Origin of the sequence: Rhizobium grahamii CCGE 502 (assembly GCF_000298315.2) — a bacterium.
Classification (GTDB): Bacteria; Pseudomonadota; Alphaproteobacteria; order Rhizobiales; family Rhizobiaceae; genus Rhizobium; species Rhizobium grahamii.
In genome coordinates this window covers 1-22,037 of sequence record NZ_AEYE02000004.1, presented here as the reverse complement: position 1 = coordinate 22,037, position 22,037 = coordinate 1, and the positions used below count along the sequence as shown (strand labels likewise).

Sequence of the window (22,037 nt, the reverse complement as noted above, 5' to 3'; positions counted from 1 at the left end):
CCCGGAAGCAAACAGTTCCGACAAAGGTTAGACGAAAGCCTCACGCACAGGCATGGCAATCATTATCATTTCTATGTCGCGCTATGGGCTTTGTCCGGTTCAACACGCCGCCCCGACGCATCGATAGAACACATGGACAGGCCAGGTCTGCCGGTCGCGATCGTTCGTGGTGCGGGAAAGCTAAGACTGCGGCGGCGTTCTCAGTGCCAGCGTACGGCCACATATGTGCCCGTCGACTTACCATCACGGCCGTAGGTGATCTCCGCACCGAGTGTCGTCGTCATGGCGTTGATCAGGCGTGTGCCGAGGCCGGTCCCTTTTGGCCCGCTCGCCCGATCGAAACCGACGCCATCGTCCTCGACGGACATCACATTGCCGCCGTCGTCGGTTCTTCGCAGGACAACACGCACCTCGCCTTCCGCCTCGGGATAGGCGTACTTCATGGCGTTGGTTACCAACTCTGTCAGGATGACGCCGAGTGCAACGGCCCTGTCGGCGCTCGTTGATATGCGGCAAAGGTCGGATTGGACCGCTATGCCGCGCGAAAAACTGCTTGTGCCGTGCAACTCTGCCAGCAGCGGCCGCAGATAGACGTCGAGCTGCACTTCGCTGACATCGCCTGACGTATAGAGACTGCGGTGGACGCCGGCGATCGCCGTAATCCGGTTCTGCGTCTCGTCAAGCGCCGTCTTCGTTTCATCGCTATGAGCGATCTGCATCTGCATGCGGATCATCGCGGAAACAAGCGACAGGCTGTTGGCGATACGATGATTCATTTCGGCGAGCAGCAGTTCCGCGCGTTCCTTGGCAACGACGAGCTGCCGATCCGCCTCTTCCTTCTCGCTACGCAGGCGCGCATTTTCCAGCGCCTGCTCGAGCGCGCTGACGAGAAGCGGGAAGAAGTCGTCCGTCGCGGTCTTGACGACGTAGTCTGCAGCGCCGCCCTTCAGCGCCTTGATCGCCACGTCGGCGTCGCTCGAACCTGTCACATAAAGAACCGGGGTTCGCCGGCGGGTCTCGGCGATTGCCTCGAGGAAATTCAGGCCCGTCTGGTTCTCGAAATAGTGATCGAGAACGACCGCCTCGAATTCCTCGGCTTCGAACAGTTCGAGCCCCGTGGTGATCGACGGGGCATGAATGACTTCGAAATCACTGCGCGCAAGGACCCGTGTGGCAAGACGGGCTAGAGCCGGATCATCGTCGATGTAAAGAATGCGCACAGATATTGGCTACTCGTTAGGGGATCTGGATGACGGAGAAGAACAGGCCGAGATTGCGGATCGCGGTGGCGAAACCGTCATAGTCGACTGGCTTGGTGATGTAGACGTTTGCGCCGAGATCGTAGCACTTCTGAATCTCACGCTCGTCGTCCGTGGTCGTCAGCACGACCACCGGCAGGCGGCGGGTGTGCTCATTGGCCTTGATCTGCTCGAGAATGTCGATGCCCGACATATCCGGCAAGTTGAGGTCGAGCAGGACGAGCAGGTAGCGATCCTTGCTGACCACGCCATCGCGGCTCGGTCCGAGGATATAGTCGAGCGCGCTCTTGCCCAGGGTGAAGGGCACGATCTCGTTGTGCACACCGGCGCGGCGCACGTTCTTTTCGATGAGACGGGCATGGCCCTCGTCATCCTCGATCATGACGATCGTTACTTCCTGACCCGTGGCTTTCATGATTCCATACTCCGGACGATTTTCGTGAGGTCGGACGGCAGCGTCAGAATGAAGGTGCTGCCCTGGTCGAGTTCGGATTCGACCGTAATGTCTCCGCCCAAATTTCTAATTAACGAGCGCACATGTGCAAGGCCGATGCCTTCGCCGCGCTGATCCTGCTCCCCTGCCCGACGAAACAACTCGAACACCCGCTCAAGGTGCTGAGGCCCGATGCCGCGTCCATTGTCCTTGAAGTCGATCCGCACGCGGCCCGAACCATCCGGATAGGCGTCGATCTCAAGCGCCAGCGGCCGACCCTGCAGCTGATACTTCACAGCATTGTCGAAAAGATTGCCAAAAATCTGTTCGAGTGAAAACCGATCGGTGATGACCGCGCCAGCGCGGACGCGGATGTCCACCGCTCCGTCGGATTCGGACACTTGGTGTTGAACGTTTGCGGCCGCCGTTTCCAGCAGGGATTTAAGGTCAATGCGCTCCGGCTGAAGCTTCCTGCGGCCGTCGCGGGAGATCTTCAAGATCGCGTTGATCAGCGAGTCCATCTTGCGCGTCGACGAGCGGATGAAACCGAGAGCTTCAGGCAGGTCCTCCTCGACCGCCTGCCGCGCTTCGCGAATTTCCTCCTCGGTCGGCGACTTGTCGTCTGCAAGAATGTAAGTCGTGACCGACTTCATCGCGGTGTCGAGCTCGCTCAGGAAGCCCATGATGTTGACGAGCGGCGCACGCAGATCGTGGGTGACGATGTAAGCGAAGCGCTGGATTTCCTGGTTGGCGCGGATCACTTCCTCGGTGCGCTCGCGCACGCGCGCTTCCAGCCCAACGTTGAGGAATTCCACTTCGTCGGTTGCCGCCTGCAGATCACGCACGTGCTGTACAATGATCAGTATCGCACCGCCGAGCACGATCAGGATGGCGACCGCGCCGCCGATCGTGACCCATTGCAGATTGCTTGCTGCCGACAGCTGCGCCTGCACGAGGACGCGTAAGCGGTCATCCGTCTGTTCGAGGAAATTGCCGAGGATCGAGCGGACCTTGTCCATGTATTCGCGGCCGGCGTCGTCGCGAACAATGGCGACCGCCTCCGGAAGCTTGGCTTCCTTGGCAAGTGCTACAGTGGTCGAAAGTTCGAGCAGCTTTCCTTCAACGGCTGTATTCAGCGCATCGAGCTGCGCCGCGTAACTCGGCAGCGGCGAAACATTGTCGACCAGAGCCTTGCGGCGTTGGGGCAGTTCCTGCAGCGCCTTGTCATAGGGCGCGAGATAGCTGAGATCGTTCGACAGCAGGAAGCCGCGCTGGCCCGTCTCGGCATCCTGAACAGTTGTCAGGAGGCCAACGATCGAACTCCGCACCCGGCGAAGCGACGCCGTTTCCTCCGAGTAATTGTTGTTGGCGCGTACCAGCCAGATGGACGAGCCGACGATGCCAAGCAAGACCAGCACCCCAATGGCAAGCATGATCAGGCTGGAGCGGTAGAAGGCTGCTGTAGAAGTCATTCGGCGTCCGCAATGTCGGTGGGCACCTCCATGTACACACACCCGCCCGGGAAAGATAGCACCCTTATAGTATCTGCTTTAACAGTTCTCCCGCAGCCGCCGCCGAGGGCGCTGCGGGAGCGGGTCGCGACCCAATCAATCAGCGGTAGGCCGCCTCGAGCTTCGCAATATCCAGCTTGACCATATCCAGCATTACCTCGGTGACGCGCTTGGCGCGTTCCCGATCCGGACCGGCAACCATCTCCGACAGCGCTCGCGGAACGATCTGCCAGCACAGGCCCCATCGATCCCGCAACCAGCCGCACTGTTCCTCGACGCCGCCGTTTTCCAGGAACGCGCTCCATATCCGATCGATCTCGTCTTGTGTTTCGCACTGTACCGAGATCGAAAAGGCGTGGTTAAACGCGTCCAGCGGGCCGGCTTGCATCGCTACGAAATCCTGATGCCCGAGCTTGAACTCGATGATGACGACGCTGCCCGGAGGGCCGCTCGGCGTTTCGGCCGGCAGGATGGTCGTACGTCCCATGGACGAATTCGGAATGGTCGCCACATAGAATTCGACGGCCTCCCGGACGTCCTTCTCAAACCAGAGGTTCGAACTGACCTTGAGCATGGATTGTCCTCCTCGTTGCTGCTCCGATGGGTTCGATAACCCTAGGACGTTTCCGGCCCGCCCTTCCCGACAGCGCACACACAATCGTCATCAGAAATTCGAGTAGGCGCAAAATTTGACGTTTACGCAAACGTCAATATTTTGTAAGAGACTCTGGAATGCCGGTGTCATCCGGCGTGCCGAATTGGAGGAATTCGAACGATGCCAGTCTACAAGGCCCCGGTTAACGACACGCTCTTCGTGCTGAACGACGTGCTCGGCCTGGAACGCTACAACAATCTTCCGGGGTTTGCCGACGCCACGCCTGACATGATCGAGGCGATCCTCGGCGAGGCCGCGAAGGTCGCCGAGGAAGCGCTCTTTCCGCTCAACTATTCCGGCGATCAGCAAGGCTGCGTGCGCCACGAAGACGGCTCGGTTTCCGTGCCTGATGGTTTCAAGGGCGGCTACGACGCCTATTGCCAGGGCGGCTGGATCGGGCTTGCCGTTCCCGAGGAATTCGGCGGCCAGGGCCTCCCCTATGCACTGCATGCGGCTGTCGGCGAATACACCTCTGCCGCCAACATGTCGCTGATGATGTATCCCGGCCTCACCCAGGGTGCGATCGCGGCGATCCTCGTCCATGGCTCGGACGAGCAGAAGCACACCTATCTGCCGAAGATGGTTTCCGGCGAATGGTCGGGCACCATGAACCTCACCGAGCCGCATTGCGGCACCGATCTCGGCCTGCTGCGCACCAAGGCGGTGCCGCAGGCAGACGGCAGCTACAAACTTTCAGGCCAGAAGATCTTCATTTCCGCCGGCGAGCACGACATGACGGACAATATCGTCCATCTGGTGCTGGCGCGCATCGAGGGCGCCCCCGAGGGCACCAAGGGCATTTCGCTGTTCATCGTGCCGAAATATCTCGTCACGGCAGATGGCACGGTCGGCGAGCGCAACCAGGTCTCCTGCGGTGCGATCGAGCACAAGATGGGCATTCACGGCAACGCCACCTGCGTCATGAATTATGACGAGGCGACCGGCTTCCTCATTGGCGCCGAGAACAAGGGCCTCAGCGCCATGTTCGTGATGATGAACGAGGCGCGTCTCAGCGTCGGCCTGCAGGGACTGGCAATCTCCGAAATCGCCTACCAGAATGCCGTCAACTATGCCCGCGAGCGCATTCAGGGCCGTTCTCTCTCCGGCCCGAAGGCGCCGGAGAAGAAGGCCGATCCGATCATCGTGCATCCCGACATCCGCCGCTTGCTGATGACGATCCGCGCTTTCAACGAGGCCGGTCGCGCCTTCCTGCTCTGGACGGCGCTGAAATCCGACATCGCCCACCGATCGGCGGACGAGAAGGAGCGCCAGACCGCAGACGACATCCTCGGCCTCGTCACCCCGATCCTCAAGGGCGTGCTGACCGACAAGGGCTTCGACCACGCCGTCATGGCCCAGCAGGTCTTCGGTGGCCACGGCTACATCGAAGAGCACGGCATGAGCCAGTATGTGCGCGATGCGCGCATCGCCATGATCTACGAAGGCGCCAACGGTATTCAGGCGCTTGATCTCGTTGGCCGCAAGCTCGGCCAGAACGGCGGCCGCGCCGTGATGGCGCTGTTCAAGGAAATCGGCGATTTCTGCGAGGAGAACCGCAGCGACGAACAGATGACCTTCTTCACCAAGAACCTGAAGAAGGGGTTGAACGACGTGCAGGCGGCGACCATGTGGTTCATGCAGCATGCCATGGCCAAGCCAGACAATGCCGGCGCCGGCTCGACCGACTACATGCACCTCTTCGGTCTCGTCGTGCTCGGCTACATGTGGGCAAAGATGGCGAAGGCTGCCGAGGATGGCATTGCCGCCGGAGAGATGGAGCGCGAGGCCTTCCTTCGCAACAAGCTGATCACCGCGCGCTTCTTCATGGAGCGGATCATGCCGGAAACGGCGCTGCGCAAGGCCCGGATCGAAACCGGTGCGGAAACGATGATGACCTTGGCCGCCGAGGCCTTTTGAGTTCAACGGCGCCCGCGCCGATAGGGAGATAGAGGAATGACCGAGGTTTTCATTTACGACCACGTGCGTACGCCACGCGGCCGCGGCAAGAAGGACGGCTCGCTGCACGAAGTACCGTCGGTGCGACTTGCCGCCAAGACGCTGGAGGCGATCCGCGACCGCAACGGGCTCGATACCGCGACCGTCGACGACATCATCATGGGCTGCGTCGATCCTGTCATGGAGGCCGGCGCGGTGATCCCGCGCGGGGCTGCCTTCGAGGCAGGCTACTCCACCAAGGCGCCCGGCATGCAGATTTCCCGCTTCTGCGCGTCCGGTCTCGACGCGGTGAATTTCGGTGCGGCGAAGATTGCCCAGGGTGCCGATGACATCGTCATCGCCGGTGGCGTCGAGAGCATGTCGCGCGTCGGTCTCGGCATGTCCGGCGGCGCATGGTTCATGGATCCCTCCGTGAACTTCCCGGCCTATTTCATGCCGCAGGGCGTTTCGGCTGACCTAATCGCCACCAAGTACGGCTTCTCGCGCGATGATGTCGATGCCTATGCTGTCGAAAGCCAGAAGCGCGCAGCGAACGCCTGGGAGAAGGGCTACTTCAAGAACTCCGTCGTCCCCGTGAAGGACCAGAACGGCTTGACTATCCTTGCCCATGACGAGCACATGCGCCCGGGCACGGACATGCAGGCGCTGGCATCGCTCAACCCTTCCTTCCAGATGCCCGGCGAGATGGGTGGCTTCGAAGCGGTCGCCATCCAGGCCCATCCGGAGGTCGAGCGCCTCAACTATGTCCACCACGCCGGCAATTCCTCCGGCATCGTCGATGGCGCGGCTGCCGTGCTTCTCGGCTCCAAGGCCGGCGGCGAGAGCATGGGCGTCAAGCCCCGCGGCCGCATCAAGGCCTTCGCCAACATCGGCTCCGACCCGGCGCTGATGCTGACCGGTCCGGTCGACGTCACCGAGAAACTGCTGAAGCGCACGGGCATGACGCTTGCCGACATCGATCTCTTCGAGCTCAACGAGGCCTTTGCCGCCGTCGTGCTGCGCTTCATGCAGGCCTTCGAGATCCCGCACGACCAGATCAACGTCAACGGCGGCGCGATCGCCATGGGCCACCCGCTCGGCGCCACCGGCGCGATGATCCTGGGCACGGTGCTCGACGAACTGGAACGGCGCGACCTCAACACCGCGCTCGTCACGCTCTGCATCGGCGCCGGCATGGGCACGGCGACCATCATCGAACGCGTCTAGGGACTATCAGGCAGACATTCGCCATGGGCCAGAACGAGACGGACCGTCACTTCGAGCTTCGAAACCTCGATAAAAGCATCGAAGAGGCTGCTGCTGAGGCATCTCGGGTCAATCCGAAGGAGCATGTGCGGCGGCTGCGAGGCGAAAATCGCTTCATGTTGCTGTTCCTTGCCTTGGTCATTGGCGTGGCCTGCTACCTGCTTGGCGTCTTCTGAAAGCCTGGGAATTTGAGGGAAGAGGAAATCCCATCATGAACACTTACAAGAACTTCACCGTCGAAACCGACGCAGACGGCATCGCCCTTGTCACCTGGGACATGCCCGGCAAGTCCATGAACGTCTTCACCGAGGAGGTGATGGACGAGCTCAACGCCATCGTCGATGCCGTCGTAGCCGACGGCGCCATCAAGGGCGCGGTCATCACCTCGGGCAAGTCGAGCTTCTCGGGCGGCGCGGACCTCTCGATGATCAAGTCGATGTTCTCGCTCTATCAGCACGAGAAGGCCGCCAACCCCGATGGCGCCGCGCAGAAGCTGTTCGATCTCGTTGGCCGCATGACCGGCCTGTTCCGCAAGATCGAAACCTCGGGCAAACCGTGGGTCTCGGCGATCAACGGCACCTGCATGGGAGGCGCCTTCGAAATGTCGCTTGCCTGCCACGGCCGCGTCGCCTCCAATGCCAAGTCGGTGAAGATCGCGCTGCCCGAGGTCAAGGTCGGCATCTTCCCGGGTGCCGGCGGCACGCAGCGCGTCTCGCGCCTGGCGGACGCGCAGTCTGCCCTGCAGATGATGACGACGGGCCAGTCGCTGACGGCGGCACGCGCCAAGGCGATGAACCTCCTGCATCAGGTCGTCGAGCCGGATCAGCTCATCCCTGCTGCCAAGCAGATGATCAAGGACGGGCTGAAGCCGATCGCTCCCTGGGACGAGAAGGGCTTCAAGGCGCCCGGCGGCGGCATCTGGACGCCCGCAGCAGCGCAGCTCTGGCCGGCGGCGCCCGCAATCCTGCGCCGCGAAACGGCGGGCAACTATCCGGCGGCGCTCGCCATCCTGAAATGCGTCTATGAAGGCCTGCAAGTGCCGTTCGACACCGGCCTCAAGATCGAGCAGCGCTACTTCACCGAGATCCTGCAGACCAGCGAAGCCTTCTCGATGATCCGTTCGCTCTTCATCTCCATGCAGGAGCTCGGCAAAGGGGCCCGCCGCCCCGCCGGAATCCCGAAAACGGAGTTGAAGAAGGTGGGTGTCGTCGGCGCCGGTTTCATGGGAGCCTCGATCGCCTATGTGACCGCCGCCGCCGGCATCCCCGTCACCCTCATCGACCGCGACATCGAAGCGGCGACGAAGGGCAAGGGCGTCGGCGAAGGCCTGGTGAAGGATTCCATCAGTAAAGGACGTCTTACACAGGATGAGGGTGCGACGCTGCTGTCGCGGATCACCCCCTCTGCCGACTATGCCGACCTTGCCGATGCGGATCTCGTCATCGAAGCGGTGTTCGAGGACCGTGAGGTCAAGAAGGCCGTCATCGAGGCGGTCGAGGCCGTGTTGCCCGAGGGCGCCATCTTCGCCTCCAACACCTCGACGCTGCCGATCACCGGCCTTGCCAAGAGTTCCAAGCGCCCGGTCGACTTCATCGGCGTGCATTTCTTCTCGCCGGTTGAGAAGATGATGCTGACGGAAGTCATCCTGGGCAAGGAGACCGGCGACAAGGCGCTTGCCGTCGCCCTCGATTACGTCGCCGCGATCAAGAAGACGCCGATCGTCGTCAACGATACGCGTGGCTTCTTCGTCAATCGCTGCGTCTTCCGCTATATACACGAAGCCTACGACATGCTGATCGAGGGTGTGCCGCCCGCGATGATCGAGAATGCCGCCAAGATGGCCGGCATGCCTGTCGGGCCGCTGTCCCTGAACGACGAGGTGGCGATCGACCTCAGCCAGAAGATCCTGAAGGCCACCGTCGCCGATCTCGGCGAGGCAGCCGTCAATCCTGAACATATGGCGCTGATCAACAAGATGGTCGACGGGCTCGACCGTCGCGGCCGCAAGAACGGCAAGGGCTTCTACGACTATCCGGCGAAACCGGCGAAGAAATCGCTCTGGCCCGAATTGAAGACCTTCTACCCGCAGAAGAAGGCAGACGAGGTCGATGTCGAGGTGCTGAAGCAGCGCTTCCTCGTCACCATCGCACTGGAAGCGGCGCGCACCCTCGAGGAAGGCATCGTCACCGATCCGCGCGAGGCCGACGTCGGCTCCATCCTCGGTTTCGGCTTCGCCCCCTACACCGGCGGCGTGCTCAGCTACATCGACGGCATGGGCGTGAAGACCTTCGTGGTACTCTGCGAAACGTTAGCTACAGCTTACGGCGCACACTTCAAGCCGACGGCGCTGCTGAAAGACATGGCTGCCAAGGGCGAGACCTTCTACGGCCGGTTTGATCCCTATGCGAAGGAGAAGGAGGCGGCGTAAGCCGCCACCAGCCAATCTCAAGCAAAGGCCAGCCGTCGCTTTCGGCTGGCCGTCTATCTCAGATGACAGTTATTTCGTTACCGTCAGGCCGGCCTGCATGCCCGCCTCGTAGTGCCCTTTGATATTGCACAGCAACAGATAGGCGCCCGGGGCAAGTTTTGCTTTCAACTGCCCGTCCGCTCCCGGCTTGAGGTCCGAGACTTCGCCAATGCTCTTGAGCTGTTTTTCGTCGACCCGATGCCGCGAAGCAACCACCGGGATCTTCTGGTCGGGAGACTTCAGCTTGACCAGCACCATCTCGTGATCCTCGGTCATCGCGTCGTTGTGAACGGCGAAGATCGTTTCGCCCGCCTTGATCGTGGTCTGGTCCAGCGTCAGGGTCATCGGCCCGCCGCCCTCACCGCCTTCTGTGACTTTCACCGTCGTTGCCGCCCATGACGGCGAAGCAATTGCGATCACGGCGGATGCTGCGAGAGCATACCATGCGTACCTGTTCATCAAATCAGCCTTTCCGTTGCAGCCCGCGCTTCGTGTAGGCAGCACGTCTGACGTTAACCTGAAAGGCCGTCAAACCGCGGAAGAGCGCAGCGGCATCCGCAGGCACGCGATGAAAACTGTGTCATTTGCCGGCGATGGAGGCCGCGATCTTTTCCGCTTCTAGTCCGATTTCCCGGAGAAGACCGGTCGGCACGGCAGTGAAGCCGCAAAAGTAGAGACCGTCATTCGCCGGCTGCAGCGCGCCGCGGGCGGGACCGTCAGCACCGGCAAATCGCTCAGCGAAATCGGGCAGAAGCGCATCAAGACCGGGCCGGTAGCCGGTCGCCAGAACGATCGCATCGAACATGTCGGATCGGCCGTCGACGAAATTGACGCGCCGCGCCTGGCTGTTCGAGATCGCCGGGAACACCTTGATATCTCCCGACCGGATCCGCTCGATCGTTCCGATGTTGATCAGAGGCGTACGGCCCCTTTCGATGATGCCGGTCAGCGGGCCGCCCTTTGCCCGCTCCACCCCAAATTTCCCGAGGTCGCCGAACCGCAGGCTGAGGATCGGCGCATTCAGCGCATCGACCAGGCGATAGGGAAGGAAACGTTGCGCGATGGCGATGCTGGCGCTCGTCACACCGAACAGTTCGAGCGGCACGACGCTGATCGGGCCGCGCACCGCCATCGCGACGTCAAGACCGGCCTCGGCGCATTCTAGCGCGATCTCGCCGGCCGAGTTGCCGAAGCCGACCACGAGGACGCGCTTGGCGGCAAGCGCGGCGGCATTGGTAAATTCGGAGGAATGAAGAAGTTTGCCCGCAAACAGCTCCCGCCCTTCCCAGACCGGCCGTATCGGCGTGTTCGCGAGGCCGGTCGCGACGATGACGTTCGTCGCCATCAAGGTCCCGTCAGAGCTCTCCACGGTCCACATGTCGTCCTTGCGGATCGTCGTCGCGCGCGCACCAAATCTCACCTCGATGTCGTTCGACGAGCTATAGGTTTCGAGATACTCGATCACCTGAAGCCGCGACGGATACCTTGGAAAACGCCGCGGCATCGGCATTCCCGGCAGGGCCGAGTGCCTCTTGTGCGTATGCAGGTGAAGGCGGTCGTAGTGGCGATGCCAGGCGGCGGCGAGCGTATCGCCTTTCTCAAGCACGACGAACGAGCGCCCACGCGCCTGCAGCGCCACGGCGCAGGCCAATCCCGCTGGTCCCGCGCCGATGATGATCGTCTCTGCATCCGTCAATAGAGATCTCCGGCGTCCGGAAGCCGGGACAAAGCATAGAGGAGATTTCGCTGACGAGCGAGCGTGTTTCGGTTGGGCGCCCCAGTGGCAAATCGCTATTGCAGAACGGGCTTCAAAGCATCAAGCAGAGCATTCGGGGACACGGGAGAACCGTTCGCCCCCCAGGCGCTTTGAAACTCCGCGATCTCGATCCCGATGAAATCATGCTCTGCAATTAGCTCGCAGCAGACCCGCAGATCATCCAGCGATAGGCCGCCTTCGTGCTGGTAGTCCGTCGGTACAATGCCCGGCTCCAAGACATCGCAGTCGAGATGTACATAGACGGATCGACCACTTATTGCGTTCCGAAGCTCAGTTGCCAGATCAGCGTCCGGCTTGATGAGCGGAATGTTGTGCGTCGCTATAAGATCAAGTTCAAATGGATCGAGGTCGCGCTGCCCCACCAGAACGACCTGATCCAGGCCCAAGCCTGCGCCAAGACCTGAATCCCAAAGCCCGACAGGGCCTGCCAACGCCAGTCCACCGAGATATCCAGTCGGGCTCGCTTCAGGTGGATTGAGATCGCCATGCGCATCGAACCACACGATGCAGGCGGAGGGAAAGTGCTTTGCGATCGCCGGCAGCGTCGCCAGAGAAACGGCGCACCGGCTGGTTGCGGCAATCGAGACTGCCCCTCTGGCAAATACATCGTCGAAGCGAGACTGAATTTCCTTCAGCGATGGAAGAGCCGCATCCAGCTCTTCATGCCAGCCGGTATTCAATGCGGGTGCCGGGGTGCCGATCACTGTAGGCGAGATACCAGTGCGGCTTTCCAACTCCTCGCCAATGGCCTTCGCGCCGGGAATGGCCAGATCGTTATGATCGCCTGCACGCCCTTGGAATACTGTGTACTCTGCCCGCTTTGCCAAGACTGCAACCTCCGACTATGCGCCGCAACCCTAAAGGCAATTCGCAGATCGAGGAAGCCTGCTTGTGGCGCATCCAGACCTTGCAGCTACTCGGTCATCCGGTCCGGCGCAGAAAAATTCGCTCCGATTTTCCCCACCCTTCAGCTCCATGCTTACAATCGTCCCGCTTCCGTCGCCGGAGTGTTTCGCGAGACGTTCGCGGGCAGGCGGGTAGCCGGCGCCCTGTGCCAGGCTGTAACGTGCAGTCGAACGCGGGGAGGTGAAAGCCGGGCATCGGCGTCAAACCCGTTGCCGTCACAAGTCTCCCCCGGATGTTCCAGCATCCGGTTTGGTTCAGCCATGCAAGTCCGGCGAAAATGCCCGGACGCAGCGAGACGAGGCGATCATCTGAAGGGAGCGGAAGTCCCGAAGAACGCCGAAGGCCACGCAAATGCGGAGCCACCATAAAACCAACCAGTGAGGTTCCGCATTTGCGTGGACTCTCCGGATCGATAGTCGAAACATGGCGGCGGAGCCGCCGTGGAGGAAACGCATGAGAAGCAGCCTGTTCCTGAAAAGACTTCTCGCCCTGCCCGTGGTCGAGGTGCTCGCCGTCGTCGAAGCCATGAACTTCGAGGATGGCGGACTGGTCCATGACGAGGAGAAGGCGCGGCCGGGCGGATGCGTTATCACCCGTCTTGCGGCCGGCGAATGCGGTTTCTGGAAGGATTGCGTCATCCCCGGCTGCCGTCGCGCCCGCGCCTGCGGGGGCAAACTGACAGCGGCACAGATACAGCACGGTTCCGGTTATCACCCCTATTTTCCGCCTTGCACCGGCGCCAACGAGGACCGGCGGCAGGCTATCCTTCGGATGATGGGCAGGATGCCAGAGACGACTGCCGACGACACGGCGGAATTCCGCGATCTGGAGCGTCGCTTGGCAGAGGCGGCACGGCTGCAACCGGAACTCCGATCACGACTCAGCGCCTTTCCCGGCCGCTACGGCCTGCCGGCAGCGCCGAAATGCCAGAAATAGCGGCGCCTGGTGTTCAAAAGGCGGCTTCGCGGCAAGCTTGGGCGGAGGTCGCCACGATAGCGGTTTTGTGTCGAGCCCGGAGGCCGACGGGTGCCACGGCGCCGTCAGCCCCGCAGGCCGGGTGCCTCGTAGCCGGTGCGCTCGACATATTCGGTGTAGCCGCCGCCATACTGATGGATGCCGTCAGGCGTCAATTCAAGGACGCGGTTGGAAAGCGCCGCGAGGAAATGCCGGTCGTGCGAGACGAAAAGCATCGTGCCCTCGTATTGCGACAGTGCCTTGATCAGCATTTCCTTGGTATCGAGGTCCAGATGGTTGGTCGGCTCGTCGAGGACGAGCAGGTTCGGCGGATCGAACAGCATCTTGGCCATGACCAGCCGAGCCTTTTCACCACCCGAAAGCACGCGGCACTTCTTCTCGACGTCGTCGCCGGAGAAGCCGAAGCATCCCGCCAGCGCTCTCAGCGGCGCCTGCCCGGCCTGCGGGAAAGAATCTTCCAGCCATTCCAGCACCGTCCGCTCGCCGTCCAGCAGATCCATGGCATGCTGCGCGAAATAGCCCAGCTTGACGCTGGCGCCGAGAGCGACGCTGCCCTGATCGGGTTCGGCGGAGCCAGCCACCAGCTTCAGCAGGGTCGACTTACCGGCGCCGTTGATGCCCATGATGCACCAGCGCTCCTTGCGACGGACCATGAAATCCAGACCTTCATAGATGGTCCGGCTGCCGTACTTCTTGTGAACATTCTTGAGGTTGATCACGTCTTCGCCGGAGCGCGGGGCAGGAAGGAAGTCGAACGCAACCGTCTGGCGGCGCTTCGGCGGCTCGACACGGTCGATCTTCTCGAGCTTCTTGACACGGCTCTGCACCTGCGAAGCGTGCGAGGCGCGTGCCTTGAAGCGCTCGATGAACTTGATCTCCTTGGCAAGCATCGCCTGCTGGCGCTCGAACTGCGCCTGCTGCTGCTTTTCGTTTTGCGCCCGCTGCTGCTCGTAGAAGCCGTAATCGCCGGAGTAGCTGTTCAGCGAGCCGGCGTCGATCTCGATGATCTTGCCGACGATGCGGTTCATGAACTCGCGGTCGTGCGAGGTCATCAGCAATGCGCCGTCGTAGGTCTTCAGGAAATCTTCCAGCCAGATCAGGCTCTCGAGATCGAGGTGGTTGCTCGGTTCGTCGAGCAACATGACATCAGGGCGCATCAACAGAATGCGGGCGAGCGCGACGCGCATCTTCCAGCCGCCCGACAGCGCACCGACGTCGCCGTCCATCATTTCCTGGGTGAAGCTCAGACCCGCCAGCACTTCGCGCGCACGGCCCTCGAGCGCATAGCCGTCAAGCTCCTCGTAGCGTGCCTGGACTTCGCCGTAGCGCTCGATGATCCGGTCCATCTCGTCGAGCTTGTCCGGATCGATCATTTCCGCTTCGAGCTCACGCAGCTCGGCTGCGACGACGCTGACGGGGCCGGCACCTTCCATGACCTCGGCCACGGCGCTGCGACCCTCCATCTCGCCGACATCCTGATTGAAGTAGCCGATCGTCACACCCTTTTCGGCGGCGACCTGGCCTTCGTCGGGCTGCTCCTGTCCCGTGATCATGCGAAAGAGCGTCGTCTTGCCGGCGCCGTTCGGGCCGACGAGACCGATCTTCTCGCCTTTGTTGAGGGCTGCGGATGCCTCTATGAAGAGGATGCGGTGGCTGTTCTGCTTGCTGATATTCTCGATACGAATCATGTCTCAGTGGAGTCCGAAAGCGTTGCTGCGCCCCTCGATCATGCCGGCCGGGGCTTTTTGCGGCTCTCGCTAGCACGTTCGCCGCGTCATGGCCAATCCCCGACCATGCAAAGAAGCTTAAATGAGGAAAATGAAGGCTGTTTGTCGGCTTCGGCGGAACTGCAACGGCCAGCAGAACTTTTCCACAATACGCCAGCGCCACTTGATCAGCCGATCAACGATCATCTATGCGTTAACGACGCGCCGGCGGTGCGTTTCGAAAAGTCGGGGATTGTCACACATGGAAATTTTCACTTCTGCCGGCCTGGCGGCGCTGTTGCAGGTCGTTCTCATCGACCTCGTGCTTGCCGGGGACAACGCCGTGGTGATCGGTCTTGCCGCCGCCGGGCTGCCGGCCGACCAACGCAAGAAGGCGATCCTCGTCGGCATTCTTGCCGCCACCGTGCTGCGCATCGCGCTTGCCAGCGTCACCGTTCAGCTCCTCGAGATCATCGGCCTGCTGCTCGCGGGTGGCATCCTGCTGCTCTGGGTCTGCTGGAAGATGTGGCGCGATCTGCGCAACGGCAGCGGCGGCGAAACCGAGGGGGCCGAAGGCGCCGCCACTGCACCGCGGAAGACTTTCTTCCAGGCCGCCAGCCAGATCGTCATCGCCGACGTGTCCATGTCGCTCGACAACGTGCTTGCCGTCGCAGGTGCCGCCCGCGAACATCCGACGGTCCTCGTCATCGGCCTGATCCTGTCGATCGCCATGATGGGTATCGCTGCGAACTTCATCGCGCGCCTGCTCAACCGCTACCACTGGATCGCCTATCTCGGCCTTGCCATCATCATCTACGTGGCGCTGAACATGATCTATCGCGGCGCGCTGGAGGTCTGGCCGCACCTCGCTCCGGTTGCCGCTGCCGCCTTGGGCTGATCCGGCAAAGCTTCGAGCGGCCCCTCAGGGGCCGTTCACCAACTGCAGGACGAGGCGGCGGATGTTGCCGCCCTCGCTCATCTCGGCCTTGTCGAAATCGCGGCCCTGCTGTCGCTGCCGCGCCGAGAGTTCGCCCAGACGCTTCGTCAGTTCGATCCGGATCTTGCGGCAGTCCGGGTCGTTGTCGGCGGAAAAGCCGAGGCTCATCGCCTCGATGTCGCGGACCATCTGCTCGATGTAGTCGCCGTGCACCCGCTCATGCGTTTCAATACCGGCGATGAACGTCGCCCAGCTTGCCGCCGTGGCAGCGGGAAGCTTTCCGGCTGGCTTCGGCAGCGTGTAGGTGATGATCAGCTTCGGCCGTGCCACGGCAATCACGCAGGCGTTGCCGCGACGCTCGTATTTTCTTGTCCAGGTCAGCTTGAAGGTTGTGTGCGCCACCGCGCGGCTGCCGCCAAGGTCCGGGCCGTTTTGGCCGATGGAATCGTACAACGCCGCGCCGGAACTCCCCGTCACCGCATAGGTCCGCACCTCTTCGATCGGCTGCCATTCCGCCCTCGCCGCAACCGGCTGCACGATACAGGCCACCAGCAACCAACGAACCAATCCAGCCTTCACGCGAATCCCCCGGACAATGACGCTCGGACCTAGTCGGCAGGCGCCTTGCATTCAACCGGCGATCCGAACATGGCGATCGGATGCTTTGTCGAGGCGCCCTCCTAAAGGCTTGTCATAAAACCCAAAAAAAGCCTGATTATTCGAGAGCATCACGCTATCGAGCGGATTGCATGTCGCTTATCGAAATCCTCTGGCAACGATTTCACCGTATGATGCGCCATTCGAACGGGATGTAAGACGCCTGCCTGTGGGGCAGTTCATAGATTGAGGTCTGCTGTGACAATCTATCTGCCTATCGCAGAATTGTCGGTGAACATCTTCATCATTCTCGGCATGGGAGCGGCCGTCGGCTTTCTGTCCGGAATGTTTGGTGTCGGCGGTGGCTTCCTGATCACCCCGCTGCTGATCTTCTACAACATCCCCCCGGTCGTCGCCGTCGCCACCGGTGCCAACCAGGTCGTGGCCTCGTCGATCTCGGGTGCGATCACGCATTTCCGTCGCGGATCGCTCGACCTGAAGCTTGGAACCGTGCTGCTGATCGGCGGTCTGACCGGCGCCACGGTCGGCATCTGGATCTTCTCGCTGCTGCGACAGATCGGCCAGCTGGATCTCATCATCTCGCTGCTCTACGTTATCTTCCTCGGCACCGTCGGCGGCCTGATGCTACTCGAGAGCGTCAATGCCATGCGCCGCGCCGCGAAGAACGTGCCGCCAACGCCGCGACGCCCCGGTCATCACCATTGGGTGCACAAGCTGCCGCTCAAGATGCGGTTCAAGAAGTCGAAAATCTTCCTCAGCGTTATCCCGGTAATCGCGCTCGGCTTCGGCATCGGCGTGCTGACGTCGGTCATGGGCGTCGGCGGCGGCTTCATCATGGTGCCGGCGATGATCTATCTGCTGCGCATCCCGACCAACGTGGTTGTCGGCACATCGCTGTTCCAGATCATCTTCGTGACCGCCTATACGACGGTCGTGCAGGCGGCGACCAACTTCTCGGTCGACATCGTGCTCGCCTTCATCCTGATGATTGCCGGCGTCATCGGCGCGCAATACGGCGTGCGCGTCGGACAGAAGCTGCGTGGCGAACAGCTTCGCGCGCTGCTCGGGCTTCTCGTGCTCGCCGTCGGCCTTCGCCTTGCCGTCGCGCTGGTTGTCACCCCGGCGGATGTCTACTCCGTGGTCATGGGGGGGAACTGATGCTCCGCGTTCTCACCGCCCTGCTGCTTTGCGTCATTATGCTGCCGGCTGTCGCGACGGCGCAAATGCTCCTCCCGGGGCAGGCAACGCAAACCACGGCCGAGGGCCTTGAGATCGGCACGTCGACCAGCGAAATCGCCATCACCTCGGATTTTCGCGGCGCGGACCTCACCATCTTCGGCGCAGTGACCAACACCGACAGTCTGCTGCTGGCAATCGGCCAGTACGATGTCGTTGTCGTTCTCGAGGGACCGCGGGAGAACGCCACGGTACGCCGCAAGGAGCGCGTCTTCGGCATCTGGGTCAACACCCGCTCGATGACCTTCGAGGCGGTGCCGCATTCCTATTCGATGTCAAGCTCCCGCATGCTCGACGACATCACCACGCCACTTGACCTGACAGATATGGGGATCGGGATCGACCACATTCCGCTGACGCCGGTCGGCTTCGTCGGCAATGCCAGCAATCTCGGGGAGTTCCGGCAGGCCTTTCGCCGGTTGCAGGAGAACGGCGGCCTTTACGATCGCGACCCGAGCGGCGTGCGCTTCGTCAGTTCCAGCCTTTTCAAGGCAAGCCTGCGACTTCCGGCGAATATTCCGAATGGCGTGCACACCGTGCGCGCCTACCTCTTCAAAAGCGGCAACTTCGTGACCGAGAAGTCGGTTCCGCTGCGTGTCATCAAGACCGGGATCGAGCAGATGATCACTGACGCTGCGCACGCGCAGCCGATCGCCTACGGCCTTCTCTCCGTCTTTCTGGCGCTGATTACCGGCTGGGGCGCCAGCGTCGTATTCCGCAAGGATTGATCAGGCGGATTTCGCCTTGCGGGCAACGACATCAAGATAGGCCTCCGTCAGGCGCCCGAGCACCGACGGCGTTCCGGCAGGCAGCGTCTTGCCGAGGTGCTTGGCGCGCAACTCGTCCATGAAGTCGTCCCAAAGCTCAGCACCCCCCGTCTCCAAAAGCTCGGCGCGAATGGAGAGTTCTTCGGATACGGGAAGATGCCTGCGGCCCCATGCGCCCATATGGGCGAAGATCGGCACCAATTGGATCGCCATCTCGGTCAGGCTGTAGATGGCCTTCTGCTTGTGGCTTGGATCGTCCTCTCTTGTGAGCAGCCCCCTGTCGACGAGGCGACGCAAGCGATCGGCCAGAATGTTCGAGGCGATTCGTTCCTGCGAATTCTGCAGCAACTCACGGAAATGGCGCCGATTGCCGAACATGATGTCGCGGATGACGATCAGGCTCCAGCGATCGCCGAGCACTTCCAGCGTCAGGTTGATCGGGCAACCGGAGCGGTGAGCATCGTCCATGAGGATCTCCAAAAAACTGCTTGCATTTTGCCATCAGTCAATCTAGCTTTCAACCAGTTGCAAATTGCAACCAGTTTCGAGGAGGACGAAATGCGAAAGCTAGTTGTTTGGAATCTGATGACACTCGACGGTTATTTCGAGGGCACCAAGCCGTGGGATATCGACTTCCACAATCTGGCCTGGGGCCCCGAGCTCGAGCGTTATGCCGAGCAATTCGGCGAGGAAGGCGATCTGCTGGTCTTCGGCCGGAAGACATACGAAGGCATGGCGGCTTATTGGCCGGCAGCGGAGGGAGAAGAGAAAATCAAGGCCTATATGAACGGCATTGCCAAGATCGCCGTGTCGCGGTCGATGACGACGGCCGACTGGAACAATACACGCGTCGTGAGTGAACCTGTCTCGGAACTCAAGAAGCTGAAGGCCGAGGCCGGCAAGACGATCTTCATTTTCGGCAGTGCCGAACTTGCAGATTCACTCCTGCAGGAAGGACTGGTGGACGAGGTCCGCATCTGCCTGGTGCCGGTCATCCTCGGCGCCGGCAACCCGCTCTTCAAACCGGCCAGCCAGCAGATCCCGATGAAACTATTCGACAGTGCGACAACAAAGAGCGGCGCGGTGATCCTGCGTTACGAACCGGTCAAGGCGTGACGGCCGGTGGCTGCGGTCAGCCGCAGCCATACCGTGGCTTTAAATCATTCCTTCGGCAAGCCGCCCCGTCGCTCAAATGCCGTCTTGCGGATCGTCTCGGCGATCTCCGGACTGCTGCTCGACAGCATCTGGAAATCAACGGCGGCGAGCGACAGTAGGGAGACCTCGGTGGCCGCGCTGACGGTCGCCGAGCGTGGTTCTCCACTGATCAGCGCCATCTCGCCGAAAAAGCTTCCAGTACCGAGTTCGACCGGATGATCGGGCGTCGCAACGCTGACCCGCCCTTCGACGATAAAGAACATCTGATCGCCGACATCGCCCTTGCGGCAAATCACGGCGCCAGCGGGCACCGTGCGCGGCCGTAGCGCGCGGACGATCTCGATCAGAGCTGCCGAGCCCAGTCTCTGAAACAGAGGTACGGCGGCGACGAGTTGCCAGTTGCGCACGAAATCCCGACGGCGAACCTCCTCGTAGAAGCCGGTGGCGAGGATGCCGGCCCAAAGTGCGAAAATGCCGATGCCGCTCATCATCACCAACCCGGCCAGCACCCGCCCAGCCAGGCTTTGGGGGATCTCGTCGCCGTAGCCGGTCGTCGACAGGGTGACGACCGCCCACCACATCGCCTGCGGAATGCTGCCGAACTTGTCCGGCTGGATATCCCGCTCGATGACATAACCGGCCACCGACGCGCCGAAGAGAACACTGGCGAAAACCGACGTCACCCCGAGGAGGTTGCGGTATTCATTGGCAACCACCTTTGCCATCAACCTGAAGAAGGTCGAGTCCCGCAGCGGCTTGAGAAGCCAGATGGCACAGTACAAGCTTCGATCGCGGGAGCCGACGAACAGGAATGCAGCCAGGGGAACCAGGACCGCAACTACATCGATCAGCAGAGGTGGCATCCCACCCGGCAGGTGGTGTCGTTGGGACAGAAAGGTGCCGGCTAACTGGAGGATGTAGGCCACCCAGATCGCGACAAGAACAAGCTGGCAGGCGAACCTCGCCTGCGGGGTCAGATCCGGCGTCGTAAGCAAAGCCACCATCAGCAATCCGGTCGCAGCAAGCAACGCATTGAGCGGCGAGGAAATCTTCGAAAAAGGCACTGCCGACATCAGACACTCCCAACCGTCCCGGCATTTCTCGACAATAGATGCGTTCAGGCGGTGCGCAAGGGGGCGCGATCCCTTGCGTTCTTGCAGGTCTCGGCCGCTGCCGTCGCCAAACACCTACTGCCGGCATGGCGAGCCATGCCGCCATCTCACCCGTGGCAACTCGCAATCGACTAAAAACCGCTCGTTAATATTTACGAGTTAGTAATCTCTCGGAACGAGAGGTTTTCTGTAATGCGTATCCGTGTCCTCCCCGTCCTCGTGCTTCTGGCACTTGCTGCCGGCTGCGCGACGGCTCCCAAGCAAACCCGAAACATCTGCGCTGTCTTCGACCAGCGCGACGGAATGTTCACGAGCTGGCAGCGCGCGGCGAAAAAGGCGGAGCGTAAATATGGGGTTCCGGTTCCGATCCTGATGGCGACGATGTATACCGAGTCCGGTTTCCAGCCCTATGCGCGGCCGCCGCGCACCAAGCTGTTCGGCTTCATTCCCTGGACGCGGCCATCGACGGCCTACGGCTATTCGCAAGCGCTCGATGGCACCTGGGATCACTATCAATCGGCGACGGGGAGCTTCGCTGCCCGCCGTACCAACTTCGCCGATGCGATCGACTTTATCGGCTGGTACCATTCGCAAAACAGTCAGACGACCGGCATCCCGCTCAACGATGCCTACAACCTCTACCTCGCCTATTATTCCGGCCCGAAAGGCTACATGCGCGGCGACTGGCGCGCGAATGGGCAACTGCAGAAGACCGCGCAACGATTCAGCAATATGGCGGTGACCTATCAGCAGCAATTGCAGGGATGCAATTGAGGTCTCCTATCGAGGCCTGAAACAGACGCAAGCGAGGCTTTTCACAGAGTGTCAGTCTTAGTCCGGTAGCCGCTGAGCAACCTCAACAATGTCTCGGGTGCGTGTCGCCCGCCCGCCCCATTTGGCATCAAATTCGTTGCCCGGCGATTGAATCGCGGCGTTCGCCTCTTCTAAGCTAGAGAACTCATAGAAGGCGGTGTGCTTCGAAGGATCGGTTCGACTCCAGGTCCGCCAGGCCCGGAGTGCCCCGAACACGTGCAGTGCCTCTGGCAGATGGCGATCGTACCATTGATCGAAGGAGGCACGATCCGCTTCATTCGGAACATCGGTATGCACGATTAGCAGCGCTTGAGTGGACATTTTTGGCCCCTTTTCAGATCGTATATGACCTGAGGCGGTCCGACAAACATACAGGAATTCGGCACTGTTCACGACAACGGAGACGCAGACCGGCCGCCGACTTTGGAGACGTTGCTGATGGCATTTGCGACATCATACCGAGCTTACCGTGATCGACTGCGGGGTTCACGGATCTTCTCGAAGTTCAC

At 61.4% G+C, this 22,037-nt stretch carries 22 protein-coding genes; 10 read left to right on the top strand and 12 right to left on the bottom strand.

Annotated features, from left to right (window positions below):
• Positions 1-200: 200 nt before the first annotated feature.
• The 4 genes from RGCCGE502_RS02930 to RGCCGE502_RS02915 all read right to left on the bottom strand — a co-directional run bounded on the left by RGCCGE502_RS02930 (position 201) and on the right by RGCCGE502_RS02915 (position 3,777).
• Complete coding sequence (locus RGCCGE502_RS02930) at positions 201-1,220, bottom strand: sensor histidine kinase (RefSeq protein WP_016552675.1); 1,020 nt, start codon at positions 1,218-1,220, stop codon at positions 201-203.
• 16 nt (positions 1,221-1,236) lie between these two features.
• Positions 1,237-1,674 (bottom strand): response regulator, encoded by a 438-nt coding sequence (locus RGCCGE502_RS02925; RefSeq protein WP_016552674.1) that lies wholly within the window; start codon positions 1,672-1,674, stop codon positions 1,237-1,239.
• On the bottom strand, positions 1,671-3,164 hold the full coding sequence (locus RGCCGE502_RS02920) for a sensor histidine kinase (RefSeq protein ID WP_016552673.1): 1,494 nt from the start codon (positions 3,162-3,164) through the stop codon (positions 1,671-1,673). The genes RGCCGE502_RS02925 and RGCCGE502_RS02920 overlap by 4 nt, the downstream gene beginning before the upstream one ends.
• 139 nt (positions 3,165-3,303) lie before the next feature.
• Positions 3,304-3,777 (bottom strand): VOC family protein, encoded by a 474-nt coding sequence (locus RGCCGE502_RS02915; protein ID WP_016552672.1) that lies wholly within the window; start codon positions 3,775-3,777, stop codon positions 3,304-3,306.
• A 201-nt stretch (positions 3,778-3,978) separates the two neighbouring features.
• Between RGCCGE502_RS02915 and RGCCGE502_RS02910 the strand changes: the two genes are divergently transcribed.
• The 4 genes from RGCCGE502_RS02910 to RGCCGE502_RS02895 are packed head-to-tail and all read left to right on the top strand — an operon-like array spanning position 3,979 to position 9,487.
• The gene (locus RGCCGE502_RS02910) at positions 3,979-5,775 is read left to right on the top strand and encodes an acyl-CoA dehydrogenase C-terminal domain-containing protein (protein WP_016552671.1); all 1,797 of its coding nucleotides are present in this window, start codon (positions 3,979-3,981) and stop codon (positions 5,773-5,775) included.
• Between the two features lie 36 nt (positions 5,776-5,811).
• The gene (locus tag RGCCGE502_RS02905) at positions 5,812-7,020 is read left to right on the top strand and encodes an acetyl-CoA C-acetyltransferase (protein WP_016552670.1); all 1,209 of its coding nucleotides are present in this window, start codon (positions 5,812-5,814) and stop codon (positions 7,018-7,020) included.
• 23 nt (positions 7,021-7,043) lie between these two features.
• The gene (locus tag RGCCGE502_RS02900; protein ID WP_016552669.1) at positions 7,044-7,235 is read left to right on the top strand and encodes a hypothetical protein; all 192 of its coding nucleotides are present in this window, start codon (positions 7,044-7,046) and stop codon (positions 7,233-7,235) included.
• Between the two features lie 35 nt (positions 7,236-7,270).
• The gene (locus RGCCGE502_RS02895) at positions 7,271-9,487 is read left to right on the top strand and encodes a 3-hydroxyacyl-CoA dehydrogenase NAD-binding domain-containing protein (RefSeq protein WP_016552668.1); all 2,217 of its coding nucleotides are present in this window, start codon (positions 7,271-7,273) and stop codon (positions 9,485-9,487) included.
• 69 nt (positions 9,488-9,556) lie between these two features.
• Here RGCCGE502_RS02895 and RGCCGE502_RS02890 read toward each other — a convergent pair whose 3' ends face one another.
• The 3 genes from RGCCGE502_RS02890 to RGCCGE502_RS02880 form a co-directional block, all read right to left on the bottom strand.
• On the bottom strand, positions 9,557-9,985 hold the full coding sequence (locus RGCCGE502_RS02890; RefSeq protein WP_016552667.1) for a plastocyanin/azurin family copper-binding protein: 429 nt from the start codon (positions 9,983-9,985) through the stop codon (positions 9,557-9,559).
• 121 nt (positions 9,986-10,106) lie between these two features.
• Positions 10,107-11,222, bottom strand: coding sequence for a flavin-containing monooxygenase (locus RGCCGE502_RS02885; RefSeq protein WP_016552666.1), 1,116 nt, complete (start codon positions 11,220-11,222; stop codon positions 10,107-10,109).
• 95 nt (positions 11,223-11,317) lie between these two features.
• Positions 11,318-12,130: an arginase family protein gene (locus RGCCGE502_RS02880; protein WP_016552665.1), complete on the bottom strand. Its 813-nt coding sequence runs from the start codon at positions 12,128-12,130 to the stop codon at positions 11,318-11,320.
• A gap of 532 nt (positions 12,131-12,662) precedes the next feature.
• Here RGCCGE502_RS02880 and RGCCGE502_RS02875 point away from each other — a divergent pair.
• A complete protein-coding gene (locus RGCCGE502_RS02875) occupies positions 12,663-13,145 on the top strand; it encodes a hypothetical protein (protein WP_016552664.1) in 483 nt (160 codons plus the stop codon).
• Positions 13,146-13,249: 104 nt separating this feature from the next.
• Here the strand turns inward: RGCCGE502_RS02875 and RGCCGE502_RS02870 are convergent, their stop codons facing one another.
• Positions 13,250-14,872, bottom strand: a complete 1,623-nt coding sequence (locus RGCCGE502_RS02870; protein ID WP_016552663.1) for an ABC-F family ATP-binding cassette domain-containing protein — start codon at positions 14,870-14,872, stop codon at positions 13,250-13,252.
• A 280-nt stretch (positions 14,873-15,152) separates the two neighbouring features.
• Between RGCCGE502_RS02870 and RGCCGE502_RS02865 the strand changes: the two genes are divergently transcribed.
• Complete coding sequence (locus tag RGCCGE502_RS02865; protein WP_016552662.1) at positions 15,153-15,788, top strand: TerC family protein; 636 nt, start codon at positions 15,153-15,155, stop codon at positions 15,786-15,788.
• Positions 15,789-15,812: 24 nt separating this feature from the next.
• Here RGCCGE502_RS02865 and RGCCGE502_RS02860 read toward each other — a convergent pair whose 3' ends face one another.
• On the bottom strand, positions 15,813-16,457 hold the full coding sequence (locus RGCCGE502_RS02860) for a DUF922 domain-containing Zn-dependent protease (protein WP_439332327.1): 645 nt from the start codon (positions 16,455-16,457) through the stop codon (positions 15,813-15,815).
• Between the two features lie 225 nt (positions 16,458-16,682).
• Between RGCCGE502_RS02860 and RGCCGE502_RS02855 the strand changes: the two genes are divergently transcribed.
• Both RGCCGE502_RS02855 and RGCCGE502_RS02850 read left to right on the top strand, forming a co-directional pair.
• Positions 16,683-17,603, top strand: a complete 921-nt coding sequence (locus RGCCGE502_RS02855; protein ID WP_016552660.1) for a sulfite exporter TauE/SafE family protein — start codon at positions 16,683-16,685, stop codon at positions 17,601-17,603.
• The gene (locus tag RGCCGE502_RS02850; RefSeq protein WP_016552659.1) at positions 17,603-18,409 is read left to right on the top strand and encodes a TIGR02186 family protein; all 807 of its coding nucleotides are present in this window, start codon (positions 17,603-17,605) and stop codon (positions 18,407-18,409) included. Before RGCCGE502_RS02855 ends, RGCCGE502_RS02850 begins: the two co-directional genes overlap by 1 nt.
• Here the strand turns inward: RGCCGE502_RS02850 and RGCCGE502_RS02845 are convergent, their stop codons facing one another.
• Positions 18,410-18,916: a winged helix-turn-helix transcriptional regulator gene (locus tag RGCCGE502_RS02845; protein WP_016552658.1), complete on the bottom strand. Its 507-nt coding sequence runs from the start codon at positions 18,914-18,916 to the stop codon at positions 18,410-18,412. It lies immediately after the preceding gene.
• Positions 18,917-19,006: 90 nt separating this feature from the next.
• Between RGCCGE502_RS02845 and RGCCGE502_RS02840 the strand changes: the two genes are divergently transcribed.
• Positions 19,007-19,564, top strand: a complete 558-nt coding sequence (locus tag RGCCGE502_RS02840; RefSeq protein WP_016552657.1) for a dihydrofolate reductase family protein — start codon at positions 19,007-19,009, stop codon at positions 19,562-19,564.
• Positions 19,565-19,608: 44 nt separating this feature from the next.
• Here the strand turns inward: RGCCGE502_RS02840 and RGCCGE502_RS02835 are convergent, their stop codons facing one another.
• Positions 19,609-20,676, bottom strand: coding sequence for a cyclic nucleotide-gated ion channel (locus tag RGCCGE502_RS02835; RefSeq protein WP_016552656.1), 1,068 nt, complete (start codon positions 20,674-20,676; stop codon positions 19,609-19,611).
• Between the two features lie 231 nt (positions 20,677-20,907).
• Here RGCCGE502_RS02835 and RGCCGE502_RS02830 point away from each other — a divergent pair, with 231 nt between their 5' ends.
• The gene (locus RGCCGE502_RS02830; RefSeq protein WP_016552655.1) at positions 20,908-21,489 is read left to right on the top strand and encodes a transglycosylase SLT domain-containing protein; all 582 of its coding nucleotides are present in this window, start codon (positions 20,908-20,910) and stop codon (positions 21,487-21,489) included.
• Positions 21,490-21,546: 57 nt separating this feature from the next.
• Here the strand turns inward: RGCCGE502_RS02830 and RGCCGE502_RS02825 are convergent, their stop codons facing one another.
• The gene (locus tag RGCCGE502_RS02825; RefSeq protein WP_016552654.1) at positions 21,547-21,849 is read right to left on the bottom strand and encodes an RNA-binding protein; all 303 of its coding nucleotides are present in this window, start codon (positions 21,847-21,849) and stop codon (positions 21,547-21,549) included.
• Positions 21,850-22,037 lie beyond the last annotated feature (188 nt).